Here is a 19,476-nt window from a genome sequence, read left to right on the forward strand (position 1 = left end):
CATCCGAACCCCGGAATGAGGATCCACCCGCAGTGATCACGGCATTGTCGGGCGATACGTCCCGTCTGCGCGAGACGGTCGAGTTCGTCAAGGAACAGGACACCGCCACGCTCCTCCCGCTCCTGCTCCCGGGGCTCGACGGCCCGGAGCTGCGGGCCCTGGTGGAGCGCTGCGCCTTCTCGCACGCGGCCCTGCTCGTCTTCCCGCCGGACGAGGCCGCGCTGTACACCGCACTCGCCGACTGCGGACTCGTCGTGGACGCGCCACCCCGGCCGAGCGTCGTCGTACGCGAGCGGCTCGCCGTACGCCACGAGCGCCCCGCGGCGGAACTCGACGTGGGCATCCTGCGGCCCGTGGTGCGGTGCCCGGACGGGACGCGGCGCATGGTCGAGGTGTTCGCGCTGACCGTGCCGCCGGGGTCGGACCTCGACACGGTCGCCGCGCAGGAGCGGGAGGGGCAGCGCGAGACCCATGTCGCCTTCGAGGTCGAGGCACCGGACCCGCTGGTGCTGCGCGGCCTGTGCGCGGTCTTCGCACGGTACGGCGCCACCCCCGACGGCGGCGGCTACAACCCGCACGAGAACGGCACGGTGTTCTACTTCACCGCGCCGGCCGAGGCCAAGGCCGGCCACCGGCGCGTGGAGCTGTACGTCCCCGGCGACCACCGTGACGTCCTCGCCGCCCACCTCGACGACACCCACCGTGGGGCGCAGCACGCCGAGACCCTGCTGCGCCTGCTGACCGGCGCGTGGACGACCCAGGCCCTGGCCGCGTTCGCACGGCTGGAGGTGGCCGACGCGATGGACCGGCAGCGCGGCGTCGGCCTGGCGGACCTGGCACGGGAGGTCGGCGCCCTCGCACCGAACCTGGCCACCCTGCTGCGCTACCTCACCATGCTCGGCGTGGTGAGCGAGGGCCGCGACGGGTTCCGGCTCACGGACACCGGCGCGCTGCTGCGCGCGGACGCCGAAGGCTCGATGCGACCGCTGGCGCTGATGTACGGGGGACCGTTCTACGAGTCCTTCGCCGGGCTCGGGCACACCGTGCGCACCGGCCAGGTCGCCTTCGAGCGGCACTTCGGCGAGAACCACTTCGACCATTTCGCCCGCGACCCCGAACTCGCCGAACTCTTCGACCTGTCGATGGCCGCCGGGGCGCGGATGTTCGACCCGCTGCCCGCGCACCCGGTCCTCGCCTCGGCGCCCGAAGGCGCCACCGTGGTCGACATCGCGGGTGGCAACGGGGAACTGCTCGGCCGGATCCTGTCCGCGCACCCCCGGCTGCGCGGCTGTCTGCTGGAGCGGCCGCGGACCGTCGAGAACGCCCGGCGCCTCCTCGGCTCGGCCGGGCACGCGGAGCGGTGCACGTTTGTGGGCGGCGACTTCGCGGACGTGCCCGCGGGGTGTGACGTCTATGTCCTGTCCCGGGTTCTGCACGACTGGGACGACGACCGCTGCCGGGAGATTCTGCGGCACTGCGCCCGTGCGATGTCCGACGCGGCCGAGCTGCTCGTCGTCGAGCGCGTGCTGCCTGTCGACGGGGCGGCCTCGCTGGCCACTGCGTGGGATCTGCACATGATGTGCAACGTCGGGGGGCGGGAGCGGACCGCCGACCACTACGCCCGCCTGTTCGCGGACGCGGGCCTCAGCCTCCTGAGCCGTGCGCCCCTGCCCTTGGACGCCCACGTCCTGCACGCCCGCAAAGCCCCGCGCAGTTCCCCGCGCCCCTAAAGACAAAAGACTGCGCCGTTCCCCGCGCCCCCATAAGGGGCGCGGGGAACGGCGCAATCTTTGAACGGCACCCTAAGCGGCCAGCGCTACCGTGGTGATGGGTGGGGTTCGTAGTACCCGCCACGCCGTGAGCAGGCTCGTTCCCATCGTCGCCGCCGCGCCCACCGCCACGACCCCGAGCCAGATCCCGAGACCTTCGTCCGGCAGGACCGCGTCCGTGCGAACCGTCGTGAAGGAGACGATCCCGGCCAGCGCGGCCCCCGTACCGAAGAGCACCCCCGTCACCGTGAGGATCAGCGACTCGATGCCCACCGTCCCGAGGACCTGCCCCGGAGTCGCCCCCGCGAGCCGCTGCTGCCCGAACTCCTTGCGCCGGTAGGTCGTCGCCGCGTACAGGGAGTTGACCAGCATGATGCAGGAGAAGACCACGATGATGCCGACGACCGTCAGGTTGAGCGTTTCGAGGTTCTTCGCGTCGACCGACTTGGGGACACCCGCGGCGTCGATCGCGTCGTTCTCGACGGCCTGCATCTGGAGCGTCGCCGTGGCCATGCCGATGAAGAGGGTCAACGGCACCAGGACACCGGACAGTTGGGCGACCCGCACGCGCAGGCCGCGTACGGCGAGGTAGCCGCTCGGCCCCGTCAGCGGCAGCCGGCCGAGCAGCGCCCGCAGCAGCCTCGGCGACAGGAGCGCCAGGCCGACCGAGAGCAGGATCGCCCCGTACGCGGGCGGTGCCATCAGCGCGGCGTCCGTCGAGGACAGCACGAAGGTGGCGCAGATCGACAGGCCGCCGAGGGCCAGGGACCCACGGAGGAGGAACGTGCGCCCCCTCTCCCGGGACCGGCGCCGGCCGGTGGTGACCCGGCGCACCGCGAGGAACGCCGCCCCCGCCGCCGCGAGCACCGTGATGTCGAGACCGGAGTACAGGGCGATGGGCCCGAAGGTGTGGTCGACGGACTCGGCGACCTGCCCGCTGTCCTGGAAGACGTCGAGCAGGACCCTCCCGCCGAGCATCGCGGGGCCGATGGCGAGCAGCGCGCCCACCAGCGCGACGGCCACTGCCTCCCCGACGACCATCCGCTTGATCTGCGCGGGCGTGGCCCCGGAGCAGCGCAGCAGCTCGATCTCGGCGGAGCGCTGGCGCACGTTCACGGTGAGGGTGGAGGCGACGGCGAAGAACACCAGCAGGGTGCCGTAGCCGCCGACGACGCCCGCCGCGGTGGACAGGGTCTCCGCGCTCACGGAGTCGACCCCGGGCGCACCGGCCGTGTCGTGCATCGAGTTGAACGTCATGATGATCGCCGCGCCCAGGAACGCGGACAGCAGGGTCGCGGCGAAGCGCCCGGGGCGCTGCCGGACGGAACGCATGGCCAGCACGAACATCATGGTCACGCCCCCGCCATCACGTCGTCGCCGACGTGCGCGAGGCGCTCGGCCACCGCGTCCACGGTCGGCCGGCGCATCTCGCCCACGAGCCGGCCGTCGGCGAGGAACAGCACCGAGTCGGCGTACGAGGCGGCAACCGGGTCGTGGGTCACCATGACGACCGTACGGCCGTGGACGCGTACCGCGTCCTGGAGGAGCCGCAGGACGTCCCGCGCGCTGCGGGTGTCCAGGGCGCCGGTCGGCTCGTCGGCGAAGATCACGCTCGGTTCGGTCACCAGGGCGCGGGCGATGGCGACGCGCTGGCGCTGGCCGCCGGAGAGCTGGTCGGGCCGGTGGCCGAGGCGGTCGCCGAGACCGACGGCGGTCAGGGTCTCCCGCACCCGGCCCCGGTGCACGCGGCGCCGGGCGAGCTTCAGCGGCAGGACCGTGTTCTGCGCCACGGTGAGCGTGTCGAGCAGGTTGTACTGCTGGAAGACGAAGCCGATCCGGTTGCGCCGGAACTTCGTCAGTTCGGCCTCGGTGCCGCCGGTCATCTCCGCGCCGTCGACCATCACGATGCCGCTGTCGGGCCGGTCGAGCCCCGCCGCGCACTGCAGCAGCGTGGACTTGCCGGAGCCCGAGGGGCCCATCACCGCGGTGAAGGTGCCGCTCGCCAGGCTGAGCGTCACCTCGTCCAGCGCGGTCACGGCGCTGTCGTCGCTCCCGTACGTCTTGCTGACCTTGACCAGCCGCAGGGCCGGCTCGGCGGCGCCCGTGCCGTGGTCCTGAACACGTCGATCGGTTCGATCCGTTCGCCCGGTTCGCTCGGTTCCGGTTCGGCGAAACATGTCATCAGCCTCCGTCGGGCACGGTCCGCGCCCCCTGTCGGGCACTGCCTGTGCCCCGCGAAAGACGCTACGGAGAAGGGGCGGCGGGCACATGGGGCGCAGAACCCGTATCGGGGGGTGTACTCAGCGACACCCCCGCCCCCGGGAGACCCCCGAACGGCCGTCGGTCGGCTCCCGGTCGGCCCTCTGACGGCCCCGTCGGCCCCGGTCGGACCCGGGTGCGGCGGGCTTCCGTTCGGCGCCGCCCTTGCCACACGCTTGCAGGCCCTTTGCCTGGACGTCGCCGTCCGTATGCCTCCGCTTGCTTCCATCGCACCCATGGACCACATCACGTTCCTCGTGGCTGTCGTCATCGTCACGGCCCTCGCCTTCGACTTCACCAACGGCTTCCACGACACGGCGAACGCGATGGCCACCTCCATCGCCACCGGTGCCCTGCGGCCCAGAACGGCCGTCCTGATCAGCGGCGTCCTGAACGTCGTCGGCGCGTTCCTGTCCACCGAGGTCGCCAAGACGATCTCCGGCGGCATCGTGGACGACACCCTCGTGACCCCGGGCATGATCTTCGCCGGGCTGGTCGGCGCGATCCTGTGGAACCTGACGACCTGGCTGCTGGGCCTGCCGTCGAGCTCGTCGCACGCGCTGTTCGGCGGGCTGATCGGGGCTGTGTGGGTGGGCGCCGGCGCACACGGCGTGCACTTCGACAAGGTCGTCGAGAAGATACTGGTCCCGGCGGTCGCCTCACCGCTGGTGGCGGGCGTGGCCGCGCTGATCGCCACGTACCTGGCGTACCGGATCACCGCGAGGTCCCGGGAGAAGTCGGTGACGAAGGGGTTCCGGCTCGGCCAGATCGCCTCGGCGTCGCTGGTCTCGCTCGCGCACGGCACCAACGACGCGCAGAAGACGATGGGCGTCATCACGCTCACCCTGATCTCGGCCGGGGCGCTCGGGCACGACGCCGGGCCGCCGCTGTGGGTGATCGCGTCGGCGGGGCTCGCGATCGGCCTGGGTACATATCTGGGCGGCTGGCGGATCATCCGGACGATGGGCAAGGGGCTCACCGACATCCGGTCGCCGCAGGGCTTCGCGGCGGAGGCGTCCTCCACGGCGGTGATCCTGACCTCCGCGCACCTCGGTTTCGCGCTGTCGACCACGCAGGTGTGTTCCGGCGGCATCCTCGGCGCGGGTCTGGGCAGGCGTCTTGCCGAGGTGCGGTGGGGCACGGCAGGACGGATGGTGTTGGCGTGGCTGGTGACACTCCCGGCCGCCGCGCTGGTCGGCGGCCTGTCCGCGAGCGTGGTGACGCACGGCGGGAACTTCGGCATCGTGGTCATCGCCCTCGTGGCACTCGCCGTGGCCGCCTTCATCGTCCTCGTGTCGCGCCGCGACCCGGTGCACGCGTCCAACGTCAACGAGACCCACGAGGTGGGCCTCCGCGGTCCGGCCCCGGCCTCCGCCTGAACCGGTTCACGTCACGCAGTGAGGGGAGTACCGAACGATGCAGCTGGACTGGACCGGCCTCGCAGAGGTCGCCGCGGTGAGTACGGGAGTCACGGTCGCGACGGTCGTCGTCTTCGCCCTCGGTGTGCTGGGCCTGGCACGCGCGGAGGCGGCGCGGGAGGGCGACGGCGCCACCGACGCGGTGGGCCTGGGCGTGGCCGGGCTCTGCTTCCTGGCGTGCGCGGCCGTCGTGGCGTACGGGATCTACTTGATCGTGCCGCAGTTCCACTGACACCTGGCGGTTGCGCCGACAGTCCGCACTGACACTCCTGGGAGAGACATGACCGAGCTGCTGAGTGGCATGAGCGTCGACTACAGCGACCACGACGACCCGGTGCTGATCCGGCCGGACGGCACCCCGGTGGACACCTGGCGCGAGAACTACCCGTACGAGCGGCGCATGGAGCGCGCGGAGTACGACCTCCACAAGCGGCTGCAGCAGATCGAGCTGCTGAAGCTGCAGGGCTGGATCAAGGAGACGGGGCGCCGGCTCGTCGTCGTCTTCGAGGGGCGGGACGCGGCCGGCAAGGGCGGCACGATCAAGCGCTTCACCGAGCATCTGAACCCGCGCGGCGCCCGGGTGGTGGCCCTGGAGAAGCCGACCGAGCGCGAGCGCGGGCAGTGGTACTTCCAGCGCTATGTGGAGCACCTGCCGACCGCCGGGGAGATCGTGCTCTTCGACCGTTCCTGGTACAACCGCGCGGGTGTCGAGCGGGTCATGGGCTTCTGCTCGGACGACGAGTACCGCCGTTTCATGCGGCAGGCGCCCGGTTTCGAGCGGATGCTCGTCGACGACGGCGTGGATCTGGTGAAGTTCTGGTTCTCGGTGTCGCAGGGCGAGCAGCGCACCCGTTTCACGATCCGCCAGGTGGATCCCGTACGGCAGTGGAAGCTCAGCCCGATGGACCTCGCCTCGCTGGACCTGTGGGACGACTACACGGCCGCGAAGGTCGCCATGTTCCGCGAGACGGACACCGAGCAGGCCCCGTGGACCGTGGTGAAGAGCAACGACAAGAAGCGGGCCCGCGTCGAGGCCATGCGCAGTGTGCTGGCCCGCTTCGACTACACGGACAAGGACCACGAGGTGGTCGGCGAACCGGACCCGAGAGTGGTGGGCGAGGCGGCAACCCTCCTGGAGGAGGGCGAGGACGACGACCTGAGGGAGGGCTGGTAACCGACGCCGCTCCTCGGTCGGTCCCGCGGCCTCGCGGGCTCCGCAGGCGTCACCGGCCCACGGGCCTCATTGGCCGTGCTGGCCCCGCTGGCCTCGCATGCCTCATGGGCCTTGCCGGCCCCGACGACCCCGCCCACCCCGGTCAGCCGGCGACCGTGAAGCCCGTTGCCGAGCCGCCGCCCTTCCTGCGGCCGGCGAACGGTTCTCCCCCGTGCGCCGCCGCCACCTCCCGGACGATCGAGAGGCCGAGCCCGGAACCGGGCAGGCTCCGTGCGTCCGGTGCGCGGTAGAAGCGGTCGAAGACGCGGTCGAGATCCTCCTGGGCGATGCCGGGCCCCCGGTCCAGGACCTCGACCCGGACGGTGTCACGGTCGGCGCGCGTCACGACGAGCTCGATCGGCCCGCTCCCGCCGCGGTCGAACTTCGCCGCGTTGTCCACCAGGTTGGACATCGCCCGCTGCAGTGCCGCGGGCCGCCCGTCGACCACCGTGTCCCCGGCGACCCGTACCGTCACGGTCCGCCCCGTGCGCCGGCGTGCCGCCACCGCCACGTCGTCCGCGAGGTCGCCGAGGGTCACCCGCCGCGGCGGCTCGGTGTCGGACTGGCCGGCCGCCAGCGCGACCAGCTCGTTGACCAGGTCGGTCAGCTCGCGGGACTCCTGGGCGAGGTCGTCGACCAGCTCCTCGCGCACGGCGGGCGGCAGTTCGTCGATCCGGCGCAGGATCGAGATGTTCGTACGCAGCGAGGTCAGGGGCGTACGCAGCTCGTGTCCGGCGTCCTGGACGAGACGCCGCTGGTCGTCCTCGGACTGGGCGAGCCGGCCCAGCATGCGGTCGAAGGAACGGCCGAGTCTGGCCACCTCGTCGTACCCGGCGAACGGCACCTGGATCCCGAGCCGCCCGGTGCGCGCCACGTCTTCGGCGGCCCCCGCGAGCCGCACCAGCCGCGAGGTGATGCGCCGGGCCAGCCACCAGCCGAAGAGCCCCGCGGCGGTCACCACGGCGCCCACCAGCAGCACGGTCCGCTGCTGGAGGTCGCGCAGCAGGTCCTCCGTACCGCTGAATTCCTGCGCCACCTGTACGGCGCCCCGTCCGCCGCCGAGCGAGACGGTCGCGACGCGGTAGACGTCGTCGCCGACGTCGACGTCCCGGTGCTCCACCAGCCGCCCGGCGGATTGCGCGGCCGCGATCGGGCGGTCGGCGGCGTCCACGGGCAGCGGCGTGCGGCCCCGGTCGACGACCGACCCGTCCGGCCCGAGGACCTGGACGACCGTGCCGCTGGGCCGGACGAGTTCGCCGCGCGGACCGCCGTCGGCGCCGGCGGTGGCGAAGTCCGCGGGCTCCAGCGGGTTGCGGCGCACCTCGTCGAGCAGGTCCTGTACGACGCCCTCGAACACGGTCTGCTGGTCCACGCGTACGAGCCGGGCGGCGGCGTCGTACGACAGGAAGCCGACGAGGACGGTGACGGCCGCGGCGACGGCCGCGAACGACACGGTGAAGGTGGTCCGCAGCGACGACAGCCGGGCCCGCGCCACCCACCGCCCGACCCGGCCGACCCGCCCGGTCCGCACCCCCGTGGGCCGCACTCAGTCCTCCCTCAGCACGTACCCCACGCCCCGCACGGTGTGGATCAGTGAGGGCGCGGCGGGCACACCGGCCGTACCGGGCCCGTCGAGCTTGCGCCGCAGGTAGCCGACGTACACGGCGAGGTTCTTGGACCCCGGTCCGAAGTCGTAGCCCCAGATGCGGTCGTAGATGGTGGTGTGGTCCAGGACGATGCCCGCGTTGCGGACGAGCAGCTCCAGCAGGTCGAACTCGGTACGCGTCAGCTCGATCTCCCGCGCGCCCCGCCAGACCCGCCGGGCCTGCGGATCGATACGCAGACCCGCGGCGGCGATCTGGCCATCGGGCGCGCGCTGCGGTTCGCTGGGTACGTCGTCGGAGGCGCCCGTGCGCCGCAGCAGGGCCCGGAGCCGGGCGAAGACCTCCTCGACGTCGAAGGGCTTGACCACGTAGTCGTCGGCGCCGGCATCCAGGCCCGCGATGCGGTCCGCGGTCTCGACGAGCGCGGTGAGCATCAGGATGGGGGTGCGGTTGCCCTCGGCGCGCAGCACCCGACAGACCTGGAGGCCGTCGATGCCGGGCATCATCACATCGAGAACGAGCACGTCAGGAGGGGTGCGGTGGGCCTGTGCGAGCGCCTGGACACCGTCGGCGACGGCGGTGACCTCGTATCCCTCCAGGCTCAGGGCCCGTTCCAGGGCGTGGCGGATCGCGCGGTCGTCCTCGGCGAGCAGCAGATTGTGGGGCACGGGACCAGTCTGCCAAGCCCTTCTCTACGTACTACCTGATGAAGGGGCGTTACGGCCGGGCCTCTTACCCGGCTCTCACCCCGCCGGGACCGGTGGCTTACCTCGCCCCGCCACTGTGTCCCCTGTGCCGGGGGCGAGCGCCGCGACGGGGAGGGCCACGCACCGATGAAGCGCACTGGACGCACGGAGCGTACGGAACGCACGGAGCGTACGGCGGGCGAGGAGACCGCGAAGCCAATGAGCCGTACGAGGCACGGCCGTAACCGCCGCACGGGCCGCACGAAGATCGTGTTCCTGCTGCACAACGCGTACGCCATCGGGGGGACCGTCCGTACGACGCTCAACCTCGCGGCGGCGCTCGCCGACCACCACGACGTGGAGATCGTGTCGATGCGGCGGCACCGGGACGAGCCGCGGTTCACCGTCGACCCGCGGATCACGGTCGTACCGCTGGTCGACGAACGGGACGGCAGCGCGGACCTCACGGACCCCGACTACGCCCGGCCCGCCACGGACTTCCCGGCCTCCGAGAAGCGGTACGAGCAGTACACCCGGCTGACCGACCTGCGGGCCGCCGCCTACCTCACGGACTGCGACGCCGACGTGATCATCGGCACCCGGCCCGGTATCAACGTCTACGTCGCCCTCTTCGCGCCGCGCCGGGCCCTGCGCATCGCCCAGGAACACCTGCGGCACGACCAGCACAGCAAGCGGCTGCGCGGTGTACTGGCACGGCACTACCGGCGGCTGGACGCGGTGGTGACGACGACGGAGGCGGACGCGGAGGTGTACCGGCGGCGGATGACCCTGCCGGGCGTCCGGGTCGCGGCGGTGCCGAACATCGTGCCGGCGCCCGAGGGCATCACCCGCGACGAGACGACGAAGGTGGTGGCCGCGGCGGGCCGGCTGGTCACCGGCAAACGCTTCGACCTGCTCATCGAGGCCTTCTCGGCGGTCGCCTCGAAGGAACCGGACTGGCGGCTGCGGATCTACGGCGGCGGCGCGCAGCGCGACCACCTCCAGGACCTGGTGACCGGCCTCGGCCTGTCGGAGCACGTACGCCTCATGGGTCCGCGCACCCCCATCGAGGCGGAGTTCGCGAAGTCGGCGATGGTGGTGTCGGCCTCGGACGCGGAGTCGTTCGGGATGACGCTGGTCGAGGCGATGCGGTGCGGGGTGCCGGTGATCAGCACGGACTGTCCGCTGGGGCCGGCGGAGATCATCACCGAGGGCGTCGACGGGCGGCTGGTCCCGGTGGGCGACTCCCGCGCGCTGGCCGAGGCGATGCTCGACCTGATCACGGACGAGCCGCTGCGCCGGGCGATGGGGGCGGCGGCCCTGGCCGGCTCCCACCGCTACGACGCCGAGCCGATCGTGGCGCGCTACGAGGCGCTGTTCACCGAGCTCAGGTCGACCCGCCCGCGTCGCTCCTGGGCCCGCACCCGCGCCCGCACGGCCGGCTGGGCGCGCCGCCGGATCCGCAGGCTGCGCCGGGTACTCCCGGGCCGCCCCCAGCCGCAGCTCAACAGCGACGGCACGAGGACGGCGGGGCCCTGAACGGGCCCCGCCTGTCGGGGCCACGATCCCTGCCGCCCCTGAGAGGCAGCTGACGCGTCCCGGATCCACCGCCGAGGCGAGTGACGGCTGAGCGCGCGGTTCCCCGCGCCCCCAAAGCCCCCCGCGAGGGGCGCGGGAAACTGCGCGCCCCACCGACCCGCACCCGCACCCGCACCCGACAACCAACCCCCAGGCCACTCGGCCCGGCCAGACGCGACGAGCCCTCTCCTACTCGGACCGCACCGCGGCAAGCTGTTCCGCGAACGGGACCACATCGAACCCACCGACCCGCACGGACTCACTCCCCCGCGCCGCGGGCAGGGGCACGGGGGCGGGCCCGGGGACGGGAGCAGAGGCAGAGGCGAAGGCAGGCCCACCGATCCCCAGCAGCGCGGCCAACTCCCCCGCGGCCCGCTCGATCCGTTCGGCCAGCCCCTCCGCACCCCAGTCCTCCGAAGCCGCGTAGACCCCGGTGGGCACCACCACCGCCCGCAGATACGCGAACAACGGCCGCATCGCGTGCTCCAGCACCAGCGAGTGCCGAGCCGACCCCCCGGTCGCCGCGACCAACACCGGCTTACCCGCCAGCGCGTCCCGGTCCAGGACGTCGAAGAACGACTTGAACAGCCCGCTGTACGAGGCGGAGAAGACCGGCGTCACCACGATCAGCCCGTCCGCGGCAGCCACCGCGTCGAGAGCGGCTCGAAGCGCCGGCCCCGGAAACCCGGTGGTGAGGTTGTGCGCGATCTCGACCGCGAGATCCCGCAACTCGACCACCTCGACCTCGGCCGGGGCCCCCGCAGGGGCCCGCCCCACCACCGCCGCGGCAAGCCGGTCCCCCAGCAACCGCGTGGACGACGGAACACTCAGCCCCGCCGAGACGACGACCAGCTTCATGACGCGGCCACCTCCTGCCCGGCCTCGGCCGCGGCGGCGGCAGCGACCCGGGCCGCGTGCGTGGGCGCCTCCGGCACCCCCGCCGCCCGCCCCTTCGCGAACTCCTCGCGCAACACCGGCACGACCTCCTCACCCAGCATGTCGATCTGCTCCAGCACGGTCTTGAGCGGCAGACCCGCATGGTCGACGAGGAACAACTGCCGCTGGTAGTCACCCGCGTAGTCCCGGAAGGCCAGCGTCTTCTCGATGACCTGCTCCGGCGAACCGACCGTGAGCGGCGTCTGCTCGGTGAACTCCTCCAGCGTCGGCCCGTGCCCGTACACCGGCGCGTTGTCGAAGTACGGCCTGAACTCCCGTACCGCGTCCTGCGAGTTGCGCCGCATGAAGATCTGCCCGCCGAGTCCGACGATCGCCTGCTCCGGTGTGCCGTGCCCGTAGTGCGCGTACCTGGACCGGTACAGCTCGACCATCTGCTTGGTGTGGTCGGCCGGCCAGAAGATGTTGTTGTGGAAGAACCCGTCCCCGTAGTACGCGGCCTGCTCGGCGATCTCGGGCGAGCGGATGGAGCCGTGCCAGACGAACGGCGGTACGCCGTCCAGCGGCCGCGGCGTCGAGGTGAACGACTGCAGCGGCGTACGGAACTTGCCCTCCCAGGTCACCGTCTCCTCGCGCCACAGCCGGTACAGCAGGGCGTAGTTCTCGACGGCGAGGTTGATGCCCTGGCGGATGTCCTTGCCGAACCAGGGGTAGACCGGGCCGGTGTTGCCGCGCCCCATCATCAGGTCCACGCGCCCGTCCGCGAGGTGCTGGAGCATCGCGAAGTCCTCGGCGATCTTCACCGGGTCGTTGGTGGTGATGAGGGTGGTGGAGGTGGAGAGGATGAGGTTCTCGGTGCGGGCGGCGACCCAGCCGAGCATGGTGGTCGGCGACGACGGCACGAACGGCGGGTTGTGGTGCTCGCCGGTGGCGAAGACGTCGAGCCCGACCTCCTCGGCCTTCTGCGCGATGGCGACCATGGCCTTGATCCGCTCATGCTCGGTCGGGGTCCGGCCCGTGGTGGGGTCCGGCGTGACATCGCCGACGGTGAAGATCCCGAACTGCATGGCTACCTCATCCTCCAGGTTGTTGACGATTCAACTATACCCACAAACGCCCCCTCACCCGGGACTATTCCCCACCCCCCCCACTCCCACCTGCGGCCCGGTTGAGGCTGGCCGCGCCGTTCCCCGCGCCCCCCCCGGGGCCCCGGGGGACCTTTCAGGGGCGCGGGGAACGGCGCAATCTTTTGGGCCTTTCACCCCAGAGGGGCGCGGGGAACGGCGCAATCTTTCGCCTTTCGCCCCAAAGGGGCGCGGGGAACGGCGCACCCCCACGTCCTGGACGCTAGAAGACGTAGCTGTCCCCCGTGTCCAGCACCAGCACCTCCTGCCGGTCATTCCGGTGGTTGCGGTCCACCGCCCCGCCACCCCACACCGTGTCGATGCCGAGCACCACCTCCGACGGCTCACCCCTCAGCCGTACCGCCATGGTGAGCGTCCGCCCCCAGCCGTCCGCGGGCAGCGCACCCGTCCGGCACAGCACGGTCCGCGCGCCCGACCGTGCGCAGCCAGCCGGCAGCCGCTGCTCGTCCGCGAGCGGCGCCGACCAGCGCAGCCGGACCGTCGCGTCGGCGACCCCGAAGGGGCCGTGGTTCTGCGGCGTCATCCGCAGCTCGACCTGCCCGCCGTCCATCCACAGCCGCCCGTGAAAGGCAAGATCGGCCTCGGGCGCACCCGCCACGCGCGCACCCACCGACCCCGCCGCCCCCAGACCGGCCGCAACAGCCGCTGCGGGCGCCAGAGTTGCTCCACCCACCACAGCCGCAACAACCACAAAGGCGGCCGTGACGGCCGCAGTGGCCCCCACCCGCCCACAAAGATTGCGCATCTCTCATGTCCTCCGCGTCGGCCCGCCGTGTGTCACGTCCCTGACCCCGTGGGTCACCGCATGTATGCCACCCCGGCCGCCCGACGAGCGCCGCCCATCAGGTGAGACGTCCGCGGCGCCGCACGTCGCCGACGGCCGTGACCCCCGCCCGTCCGCCCGCCCCACCGGTCCCGCCCGCCTATCCTGGCCGGGAGAGCAATCGACCGTACGAGCGAGCGGCGGCCCCAGTGCGCCCCGCCCGCCCCCCCTCCGCCGAGGAGCACCCCATGACCGCCCCCGCATCCGCCGCGTCCACCGCGCCCGCCGCCGCGTCCCGTATCGCCGTCGTCACCGGCGCGAGCAGCGGAATCGGTGCCGCGACGGCCCGGCAGCTGGCGGCGGCGGGTTACCGGGTGGTCCTCACGGCCCGCCGCAAGGACCGTATCGAGGCGCTCGCGGAGGAGATCAGCGCGGCGGGCGGCGAGGCGATGGCCTACGCGCTGGACGTCACCGACCGTGCGGCGGTCGACGAGTTCGCGACGGCGTTCAAGAAGATCGGCGTCCTGATCAACAACGCGGGCGGCGCGCTCGGCGCGGACCCGGTCGCGTCCGGCGACCCCGCGGAGTGGCGCCAGATGTACGAGACGAACGTCATCGGCACGCTGAACGTCACCCAGGCCCTCCTCCCGGCGCTGACCGCGTCCGGTGACGGCACGGTGGTCGTCGTCTCCTCGACCGCGGGCCACGGCACCTACGAGGGCGGTGCCGGCTATGTGGCCGCCAAGCACGCCGAGCACGTTCTCGCCGAGACCCTGCGCCTGGAGATCGTCGGCACTCCGGTCCGGGTCATCGAGATCGCCCCCGGCATGGTGAGGACCGACGAGTTCGCCCTGACCCGCTTCGGCGGCGACACCGAGAAGGCGGCGAAGGTCTACGCGGGGGTGGCCGAGCCCCTCACCGCCGAGGACGTCGCCGAGACGATCACCTGGACGGTCACGCGCCCCTCGCACGTCAACATCGACCTGCTGGTCGTACGCCCCCGGGCCCAGGCCTCCAACACGAAGGTCCACAGGGAGCTGTAGTGCCGGGCCTCCGGCCCCGCCCGGGACGAACGCCGTAAGACGACGTCCATGCCGCATGAATTCACATGAGTTCATGCGGCATGGATGTCACGCCACGTGAATTCACACAGCGTGGATGCGTCAACCCTTCACACACACGACCTGCTTCAGCTTCGCCACCACCTCGACCAGATCCCGCTGCTGGTCGATGACCTGATCGATCGGCTTGTACGCGGCCGGGATCTCGTCCACGACACCGGAGTCCTTACGGCACTCCACGCCCCGCGTCTGCTCCTCCAGGTCCTTGACCGTGAACCGGCGCTTGGCCGCGTTACGGCTCATCCGCCGACCCGCGCCGTGCGACGCGGAGTTGAACGCCTTCGCGTTTCCGAGACCCTTCACAATGTACGAACCCGCGCCCATCGAGCCCGGGATGATGCCGTACTCGCCGGAGCCCGCGCGAATGGCGCCCTTACGGGTGACCAGCAGGTCCATGCCCTCGTACCGCTCCTCGCTCACGTAGTTGTGATGGCACGAGATCTCCGGCTCGAAGGTCACCTTCGCCTTCTTGAACTCCCGGCGGACGACGTCCTTGGAGATCGCCATCATGATCGCGCGATTGTGCTTCGCGTACTCCTGCGCCCAGAAGAGATCGTGCCGGTACGCCGCCATCTGCGGGGTGTCCGCGATGAATACGGCGAGGTCGCGGTCGATCAGCCCCTGGTTGTGCGAGAGCTTCTGCGCGATACCGATGTGATGCTCCGCGAGTTCCTTGCCGATGTTCCGGGAACCGGAATGCAGCATTATCCAGACGGAGTCGTCCGAGTCGAGGCAGAGCTCCCAGAAGTGGTTTCCGCCGCCCAGGGTGCCCATCTGCTTGGTGGCCCGCCCCTGACGGAACTTCACCGCTTCCGCGACCCCGTCGAACCGCCCCCAGAAGTCGTCCCATCCCCGGGTGGCGAGGCCGTGGAAGCCGCCGGGATCGACCGGGCTGTCATGCATCCCCCGGCCGACCGGAATCGCCTCCTCCACCTTCGACCGCAGCCGGGACAGGTCGCCCGGCAGGTCGTTGGCCGTCAGGGACGTCCTGACCGCGGACATACCGCAGCCGATGTCCACCCCGACCGCCGCCGGACACACCGCACCCCGCATCGCGATGACCGATCCGACCGTCGCGCCCTTCCCGTAGTGCACGTCCGGCATGACGGCCAGGCCCTTGATCCAGGGGAGCGTGGCGACGTTGCGAAGCTGCTGCATCGCCACGTCCTCCACCGACGCCGGGTCCGCCCACATACGGATCGGAACCTTCGCCCCCGGCATCTCCACGTACGACATATCGTCCTCATTCCCCCGGAAAACCAACAGAAGTCTTAAATCGCAAAACCGGCGCCAAGGCCAACGTTTGGGACAACGGACCGGCGTCCACGGCAGTGCGTGCGATACACATTGTCTCCAGGGCCCACCCCCGTGCGGCAACCGAATAACCACAGGACACCCTGGTCGTGAGCACAGTCGAGCGACCCGTCGAGAGGAGCCCCACCGTGCAGCGGAAGGCGTACGTACCCGGCGTCGCCGCGCTCCTCGCGGCGCTGCTGGCCGGCTGCACCGGCGGTTCGTCGGACGGCGGCGGCCAGGACGACCCGAAGCCGGGCGGCACGACGTCGACGGCCGCCGCGGCACAGCCCGGCAAGTACCGCACACTCCCTGAGCCCTGCGGCGCGGTGTCGCACAGCACCCTGGACTCGCTGCTGCCGGGCATCGAGCAGCTGACGGACGAGGAGCAGCGCGAGAGGGCCTACGAGGGCACGGCGACGGTCACGTACGACACGGACCGGAAGGTCGGGTGCCGCTGGAAGGCGGAGTCGGCGACCGCGACGGACCATCTGCTGGTCGATTTCGAGCGGGTGGTCTCGTACGACAACACGGTGAGCGACGACGACCGCGCGGAGGAGATCTACCTGAAGAAGGAGGTGGCGGCGGACCTTCCGGCACCGGCCGCGTCACCCTCCGACTCACCTGAGACACCCGACTCCTCCAAGTCGTCCGAGTCGTCCGGGTCCGGGTCGACCCCCGACGCCGGCGACAGCAGTTCCTCCGCGGACGCCGACCCCTCCACGGACCCTTCCACGGACCCCTCGACGAACCCCTCCGGCGGCGCCCCCGGCTCCACGCCGAGCGCCCTCCAGCCCCGCACGCTCGAGGATCTGGGCAACACGGCGTTCCTCGACGACGCGCTGAACGACTCCAAGCAGCGGACGGTGACTGTGGTGTTCCGCACGTCCAACGTGGTCGTGACGATCCAGTACGACGAGCAGCCGGCGACCACGACGGACGTCCCGAGCAGCCAGGACATGCAGGACAGGGCGCGGAAACTGGCGGGTCAGCTCGCCGAGTCGTTCAGCGATTAGGGACGTTCGGCGGGGGTTTCGGCCTCGGCGGAACCTGAGCCACACATGTCCCGTTCGGGCTACCGTGGCTCCTCGGACCCGACCGAGTGCGGTCCGGCACAGAACGCGGCCGTCCGCACGTACACCCGAGCGTCTTGAGTGAAGGAACCATGCACCGATCCGTACAGCGACCCCGTCAGCGACTCACCCGCATCCTGGTCGGGGCGGCCGCCGTCCCGGTGATGCTCGTCGCCTCCGGCTGCTCCTCGGACTCCGGCGACGGCTCCGGCGACGACGCGAAGAAGGACTCCGCCTCCTCGGCGTCGTCCTCCGCCACGGAGGCGGCCGCGGTGGTGAAGGAGGCGACGTACGCGAAGCTTCCCGAGCCGTGCAAGGTGTTCTCGTCGAAGACACTGAAGGACCTCGTCCCGGAAGGCACCAAGTCCGGCAAAGAGGGCAAGTCCGAAGACATCGACACACGCGGCAACTGCTCCTGGGACAGCCTGGACAACAAGGGCGTGAACGGTTCGCAGTTCCGCTGGCTGAACGTGTCGCTGCTGCGGTTCGAGTCGGACCAGACCCGGGGCACGGGCGAGAAGCTCGCCTCGGAGTACTACACGAAGCACGCCGAGGACGCGCGTGCGGTGGAGGACGCGAAGAACATCAAGTCGCAGCCGGTGTCCGGCACGGGCAACGAGGCGACGCTGGTGACGTACGACCTGAAGAAGAAGGAAGGCACCTTCAAGCAGCAGACGCTCGTGACGCGCGTGGAGAACGTCGTCGTGACGGTCGACTACAACGGCGCGGGCCTCGCGGGCGACGACTCCCCGAAGGCGGCCGACCTGGCGAAGTCGGCGGAGAAGGCCGCGAAGGAAGCCGTACGGGCCGTCGTGACCGCCAACGGCGGCGGCGACGGAGCCGGGGCCGGTGCGGACTCCGACGCGTCCCCGAGCAAGAACGCCGGTGCGAGCGCGTCCCCGAGCGGTGCCGCGAGCAAGAGTTCCGGCAAGGGTTCGGACCTCGGCGCCGGCTCGGACGACTCCGACGACAGCGCGGGCCCCAGCAAGTCCGCCACCAAGAAGAACTGACACAGGGCCCGATTCGGGAACCGGCGCGTCCATTTCGACCGCCGTCCGACTCGCAGCCCGACCAGGACATTTGGTGGAGCCCGGCCCCGACGGAGGCCGGGCTCCACCCGTACCGGGCATCCGCACCCCGTACACATGTGCCACTCTGTTGCGCGCAACAGGTCGTAAGGGGAGGGGAGTACGGGTGGCCGCGCCTATGCAGCTCACCAAGACGCACAAGATCCTCATCGGAGTGGTCGTCTTCGGGGCGGTCGTCATCGCCGCGATCGGCTTCGCCGGTTCGTACGCGGCGGTCCGCGAACTCGCCCTGGAGAAGGGTTTCGGGAACTTCAGCTACGTGTTCCCGATCGGCATCGACGCGGGCATATGCGTCCTGCTCTCGCTCGACCTGCTCCTCACCTGGATCAGGATTCCGTTCCCGCTGCTGCGCCAGACGGCGTGGCTGCTGACGGCCGCGACGATCGCCTTCAACGGCGCCGCCGCCTGGCCCGACCCGCTCGGCGTGGGCATGCACGCGGTCATCCCGATCCTGTTCGTGGTCTCCGTGGAGGCGGCCCGGCACGCGATCGGCCGGATCGCCGACATCACCGCCGACAAACACATGGAGGGCGTACGCCTCACCCGCTGGCTGCTCTCCCCGCTCCCCACGTTCCTGCTGTGGCGCAGGATGAAGCTGTGGGAGCTGCGCTCCTACGAGCAGGTCATCAAGCTGGAGCAGGAACGTCTCGTCTACCAGGCGCGGCTGCGCTCCCGCTTCGGCCGTTCCTGGCGCCGCAAGGCCCCGGTGGAGTCCCTGATGCCCCTGCGGCTCGCCCGCTACGGCGTCCCGCTCGCCGAGACCGCGCCCTCCGGCCTGGCGGCGGCGGGCATCGAGCCCGCGCTGCTGCCCCCGGCACCGCAGCCCGCACTGGAGCTGGCAGAGGCACCCGCGGCCGACCGCACCCCCGCGGCGGCACCCGCCGTACGGGACGACGCGGCTCCCGACCGGGCGCGGCGCCCCGCTCCTGAGGACGACGAGTTCCCCGAACCTCCCGAGCAGCCGGAGCAGGCCGAGCCGCAGAACCCGTGGCTGCACGCCCGGGACCCCCAGTCCGTCGCGTACCAGGGCGGCTACGACCCGACGTACGACCCGGAGGACGCGTACGGCCAGTGGTACGCGGAGCAGCAGCGGGCCGAGGAGTTCGAGGAGCAGCAACGGCTCCAGGACGAGCGGCGCTTCCAGGACCGGCGTCGGTTCGAACAGGAGGCGTTCCCGCAGCAGGAGACCTTCCCGCCCCAGCAGGAGGCCTTCCCGCAGCAGCAGTACGCGCAGCAGGAGCCGCAGGCCCCGGCCCCCGAGCCGTCTCCGGAGGACACCGGTACCTTCCCGATCCCGACCGGCGCCGGCGGTACCCGTGAGCTGGGTACGGGCGGCGGCACGGAGCCGACCGAGGAGGACTACTACCTGGTCTTCAAGAAGTCGATAGACGGCAGCTATCCGACCTCGGGCCAGTTCCGGGGCAACGTGGAGGACACGTACGGCACCACGCTCCCGCAGCGCGAGGCCGACCGGATGGTGGCCCGCTTCACCAACCGCCACACGGCGGAGCTCCAGGAGGACCACATCGCCTAGGAGCAGGCCTTTACGTGTGAGGGGCGCCCGGAGATCTC

At 71.5% G+C, this 19,476-nt stretch carries 17 protein-coding genes; 9 read left to right on the forward strand and 8 right to left on the reverse strand.

All coding sequences use genetic code 11. The features are described from left to right. The first annotated feature begins 32 nt into the window (after window positions 1–32). Window positions 33–1,730, forward strand: coding sequence for a methyltransferase (locus tag IE278_RS35550; protein WP_189778722.1), 1,698 nt, complete (start codon window positions 33–35; stop codon window positions 1,728–1,730). Between the two features lie 72 nt (window positions 1,731–1,802). On the opposite strand, the gene IE278_RS35555 is transcribed toward IE278_RS35550, so the two are convergent. Next, window positions 1,803–3,116 (reverse strand): ABC transporter permease, encoded by a 1,314-nt coding sequence (locus tag IE278_RS35555; protein WP_189778811.1) that lies wholly within the window; start codon window positions 3,114–3,116, stop codon window positions 1,803–1,805. 5 nt (window positions 3,117–3,121) lie between these two features. Beyond that, window positions 3,122–3,946: an ABC transporter ATP-binding protein gene (locus IE278_RS35560; RefSeq protein WP_189778724.1), complete on the reverse strand. Its 825-nt coding sequence runs from the start codon at window positions 3,944–3,946 to the stop codon at window positions 3,122–3,124. Window positions 3,947–4,264: 318 nt separating this feature from the next. On the opposite strand from IE278_RS35560, the gene IE278_RS35565 reads away from it, so the two are divergent. From IE278_RS35565 to ppk2, 3 genes are read left to right on the forward strand one after another with little or no spacing between them, the layout of a single operon-like run. Continuing rightward, window positions 4,265–5,407, forward strand: a complete 1,143-nt coding sequence (locus tag IE278_RS35565) for an inorganic phosphate transporter (RefSeq protein WP_189778726.1) — start codon at window positions 4,265–4,267, stop codon at window positions 5,405–5,407. Window positions 5,408–5,444: 37 nt separating this feature from the next. Beyond that, a complete protein-coding gene (locus IE278_RS35570; protein ID WP_189778728.1) occupies window positions 5,445–5,678 on the forward strand; it encodes a hypothetical protein in 234 nt (77 codons plus the stop codon). A gap of 48 nt (window positions 5,679–5,726) precedes the next feature. Then, the gene (gene ppk2 / locus IE278_RS35575; RefSeq protein ID WP_189778730.1) at window positions 5,727–6,620 is read left to right on the forward strand and encodes a polyphosphate kinase 2; all 894 of its coding nucleotides are present in this window, start codon (window positions 5,727–5,729) and stop codon (window positions 6,618–6,620) included. Between the two features lie 142 nt (window positions 6,621–6,762). Here ppk2 and IE278_RS35580 read toward each other — a convergent pair whose 3' ends face one another. Next, window positions 6,763–8,205 (reverse strand): sensor histidine kinase, encoded by a 1,443-nt coding sequence (locus IE278_RS35580; protein ID WP_246571201.1) that lies wholly within the window; start codon window positions 8,203–8,205, stop codon window positions 6,763–6,765. Continuing rightward, window positions 8,206–8,931, reverse strand: coding sequence for a response regulator transcription factor (locus IE278_RS35585; protein WP_189778732.1), 726 nt, complete (start codon window positions 8,929–8,931; stop codon window positions 8,206–8,208). A 237-nt stretch (window positions 8,932–9,168) separates the two neighbouring features. Here IE278_RS35585 and IE278_RS35590 point away from each other — a divergent pair, with 237 nt between their 5' ends. Beyond that, entirely contained in the window at window positions 9,169–10,488 is a 1,320-nt protein-coding gene (locus IE278_RS35590) for a glycosyltransferase family 4 protein (protein WP_189778814.1), read from the forward strand. 228 nt (window positions 10,489–10,716) lie between these two features. Here the strand turns inward: IE278_RS35590 and IE278_RS35595 are convergent, their stop codons facing one another. The 3 genes from IE278_RS35595 to IE278_RS43110 all read right to left on the reverse strand — a co-directional run bounded on the left by IE278_RS35595 (window position 10,717) and on the right by IE278_RS43110 (window position 13,164). Next, entirely contained in the window at window positions 10,717–11,385 is a 669-nt protein-coding gene (locus tag IE278_RS35595) for a CE1759 family FMN reductase (RefSeq protein WP_189778733.1), read from the reverse strand. Then, window positions 11,382–12,488 (reverse strand): LLM class flavin-dependent oxidoreductase, encoded by a 1,107-nt coding sequence (locus tag IE278_RS35600; protein WP_189778735.1) that lies wholly within the window; start codon window positions 12,486–12,488, stop codon window positions 11,382–11,384. The genes IE278_RS35595 and IE278_RS35600 overlap by 4 nt, the downstream gene beginning before the upstream one ends. 280 nt (window positions 12,489–12,768) lie before the next feature. Further along, complete coding sequence (locus tag IE278_RS43110) at window positions 12,769–13,164, reverse strand: hypothetical protein (RefSeq protein WP_362007138.1); 396 nt, start codon at window positions 13,162–13,164, stop codon at window positions 12,769–12,771. A gap of 413 nt (window positions 13,165–13,577) precedes the next feature. Between IE278_RS43110 and IE278_RS35610 the strand changes: the two genes are divergently transcribed. Further along, entirely contained in the window at window positions 13,578–14,372 is a 795-nt protein-coding gene (locus tag IE278_RS35610) for an SDR family NAD(P)-dependent oxidoreductase (protein ID WP_189778737.1), read from the forward strand. 120 nt (window positions 14,373–14,492) lie between these two features. Here IE278_RS35610 and IE278_RS35615 read toward each other — a convergent pair whose 3' ends face one another. Then, window positions 14,493–15,686: an RtcB family protein gene (locus tag IE278_RS35615; protein ID WP_189778738.1), complete on the reverse strand. Its 1,194-nt coding sequence runs from the start codon at window positions 15,684–15,686 to the stop codon at window positions 14,493–14,495. Window positions 15,687–15,892: 206 nt separating this feature from the next. Here IE278_RS35615 and IE278_RS35620 point away from each other — a divergent pair, with 206 nt between their 5' ends. The 3 genes from IE278_RS35620 (at window position 15,893) to IE278_RS35630 (ending at window position 19,438) form a co-directional block, all read left to right on the forward strand. Further along, window positions 15,893–16,759, forward strand: a complete 867-nt coding sequence (locus tag IE278_RS35620; RefSeq protein ID WP_189778818.1) for a DUF3558 domain-containing protein — start codon at window positions 15,893–15,895, stop codon at window positions 16,757–16,759. Between the two features lie 149 nt (window positions 16,760–16,908). Next, window positions 16,909–17,826, forward strand: coding sequence for a DUF3558 family protein (locus IE278_RS35625; protein WP_189778740.1), 918 nt, complete (start codon window positions 16,909–16,911; stop codon window positions 17,824–17,826). Between the two features lie 196 nt (window positions 17,827–18,022). Then, window positions 18,023–19,438, forward strand: coding sequence for a DUF2637 domain-containing protein (locus IE278_RS35630; RefSeq protein ID WP_189778820.1), 1,416 nt, complete (start codon window positions 18,023–18,025; stop codon window positions 19,436–19,438). Window positions 19,439–19,476 lie beyond the last annotated feature (38 nt).

The organism is Streptomyces tauricus (genome assembly GCF_014650955.1).
GTDB lineage: Bacteria > Actinomycetota > Actinomycetes > Streptomycetales > Streptomycetaceae > Streptomyces > Streptomyces tauricus.

What these genes read in the sequence shown, in the direction of transcription:
- IE278_RS35555 (WP_189778811.1), bottom strand. Translation starts at nt 3,116, where the DNA reads ATGTTCGTGCTGGCCATGCGTTCCGTCCGGCAGCGCCCCGGGCGCTTC.
- IE278_RS35560 (WP_189778724.1), bottom strand. Translation starts at nt 3,946, where the DNA reads ATGTTTCGCCGAACCGGAACCGAGCGAACCGGGCGAACGGATCGAACC.
- IE278_RS35565 (WP_189778726.1), top strand. Translation starts at nt 4,265, where the DNA reads ATGGACCACATCACGTTCCTCGTGGCTGTCGTCATCGTCACGGCCCTC.
- IE278_RS35570 (WP_189778728.1), top strand. Translation starts at nt 5,445, where the DNA reads ATGCAGCTGGACTGGACCGGCCTCGCAGAGGTCGCCGCGGTGAGTACG.
- ppk2 (WP_189778730.1), top strand. Translation starts at nt 5,727, where the DNA reads ATGACCGAGCTGCTGAGTGGCATGAGCGTCGACTACAGCGACCACGAC.
- IE278_RS35590 (WP_189778814.1), top strand. Translation starts at nt 9,169, where the DNA reads ATGAGCCGTACGAGGCACGGCCGTAACCGCCGCACGGGCCGCACGAAG.
- IE278_RS35595 (WP_189778733.1), bottom strand. Translation starts at nt 11,385, where the DNA reads ATGAAGCTGGTCGTCGTCTCGGCGGGGCTGAGTGTTCCGTCGTCCACG.
- IE278_RS35600 (WP_189778735.1), bottom strand. Translation starts at nt 12,488, where the DNA reads ATGCAGTTCGGGATCTTCACCGTCGGCGATGTCACGCCGGACCCCACC.
- IE278_RS35610 (WP_189778737.1), top strand. Translation starts at nt 13,578, where the DNA reads ATGACCGCCCCCGCATCCGCCGCGTCCACCGCGCCCGCCGCCGCGTCC.
- IE278_RS35615 (WP_189778738.1), bottom strand. Translation starts at nt 15,686, where the DNA reads ATGTCGTACGTGGAGATGCCGGGGGCGAAGGTTCCGATCCGTATGTGG.
- IE278_RS35625 (WP_189778740.1), top strand. Translation starts at nt 16,909, where the DNA reads ATGCACCGATCCGTACAGCGACCCCGTCAGCGACTCACCCGCATCCTG.
- IE278_RS35630 (WP_189778820.1), top strand. Translation starts at nt 18,023, where the DNA reads ATGCAGCTCACCAAGACGCACAAGATCCTCATCGGAGTGGTCGTCTTC.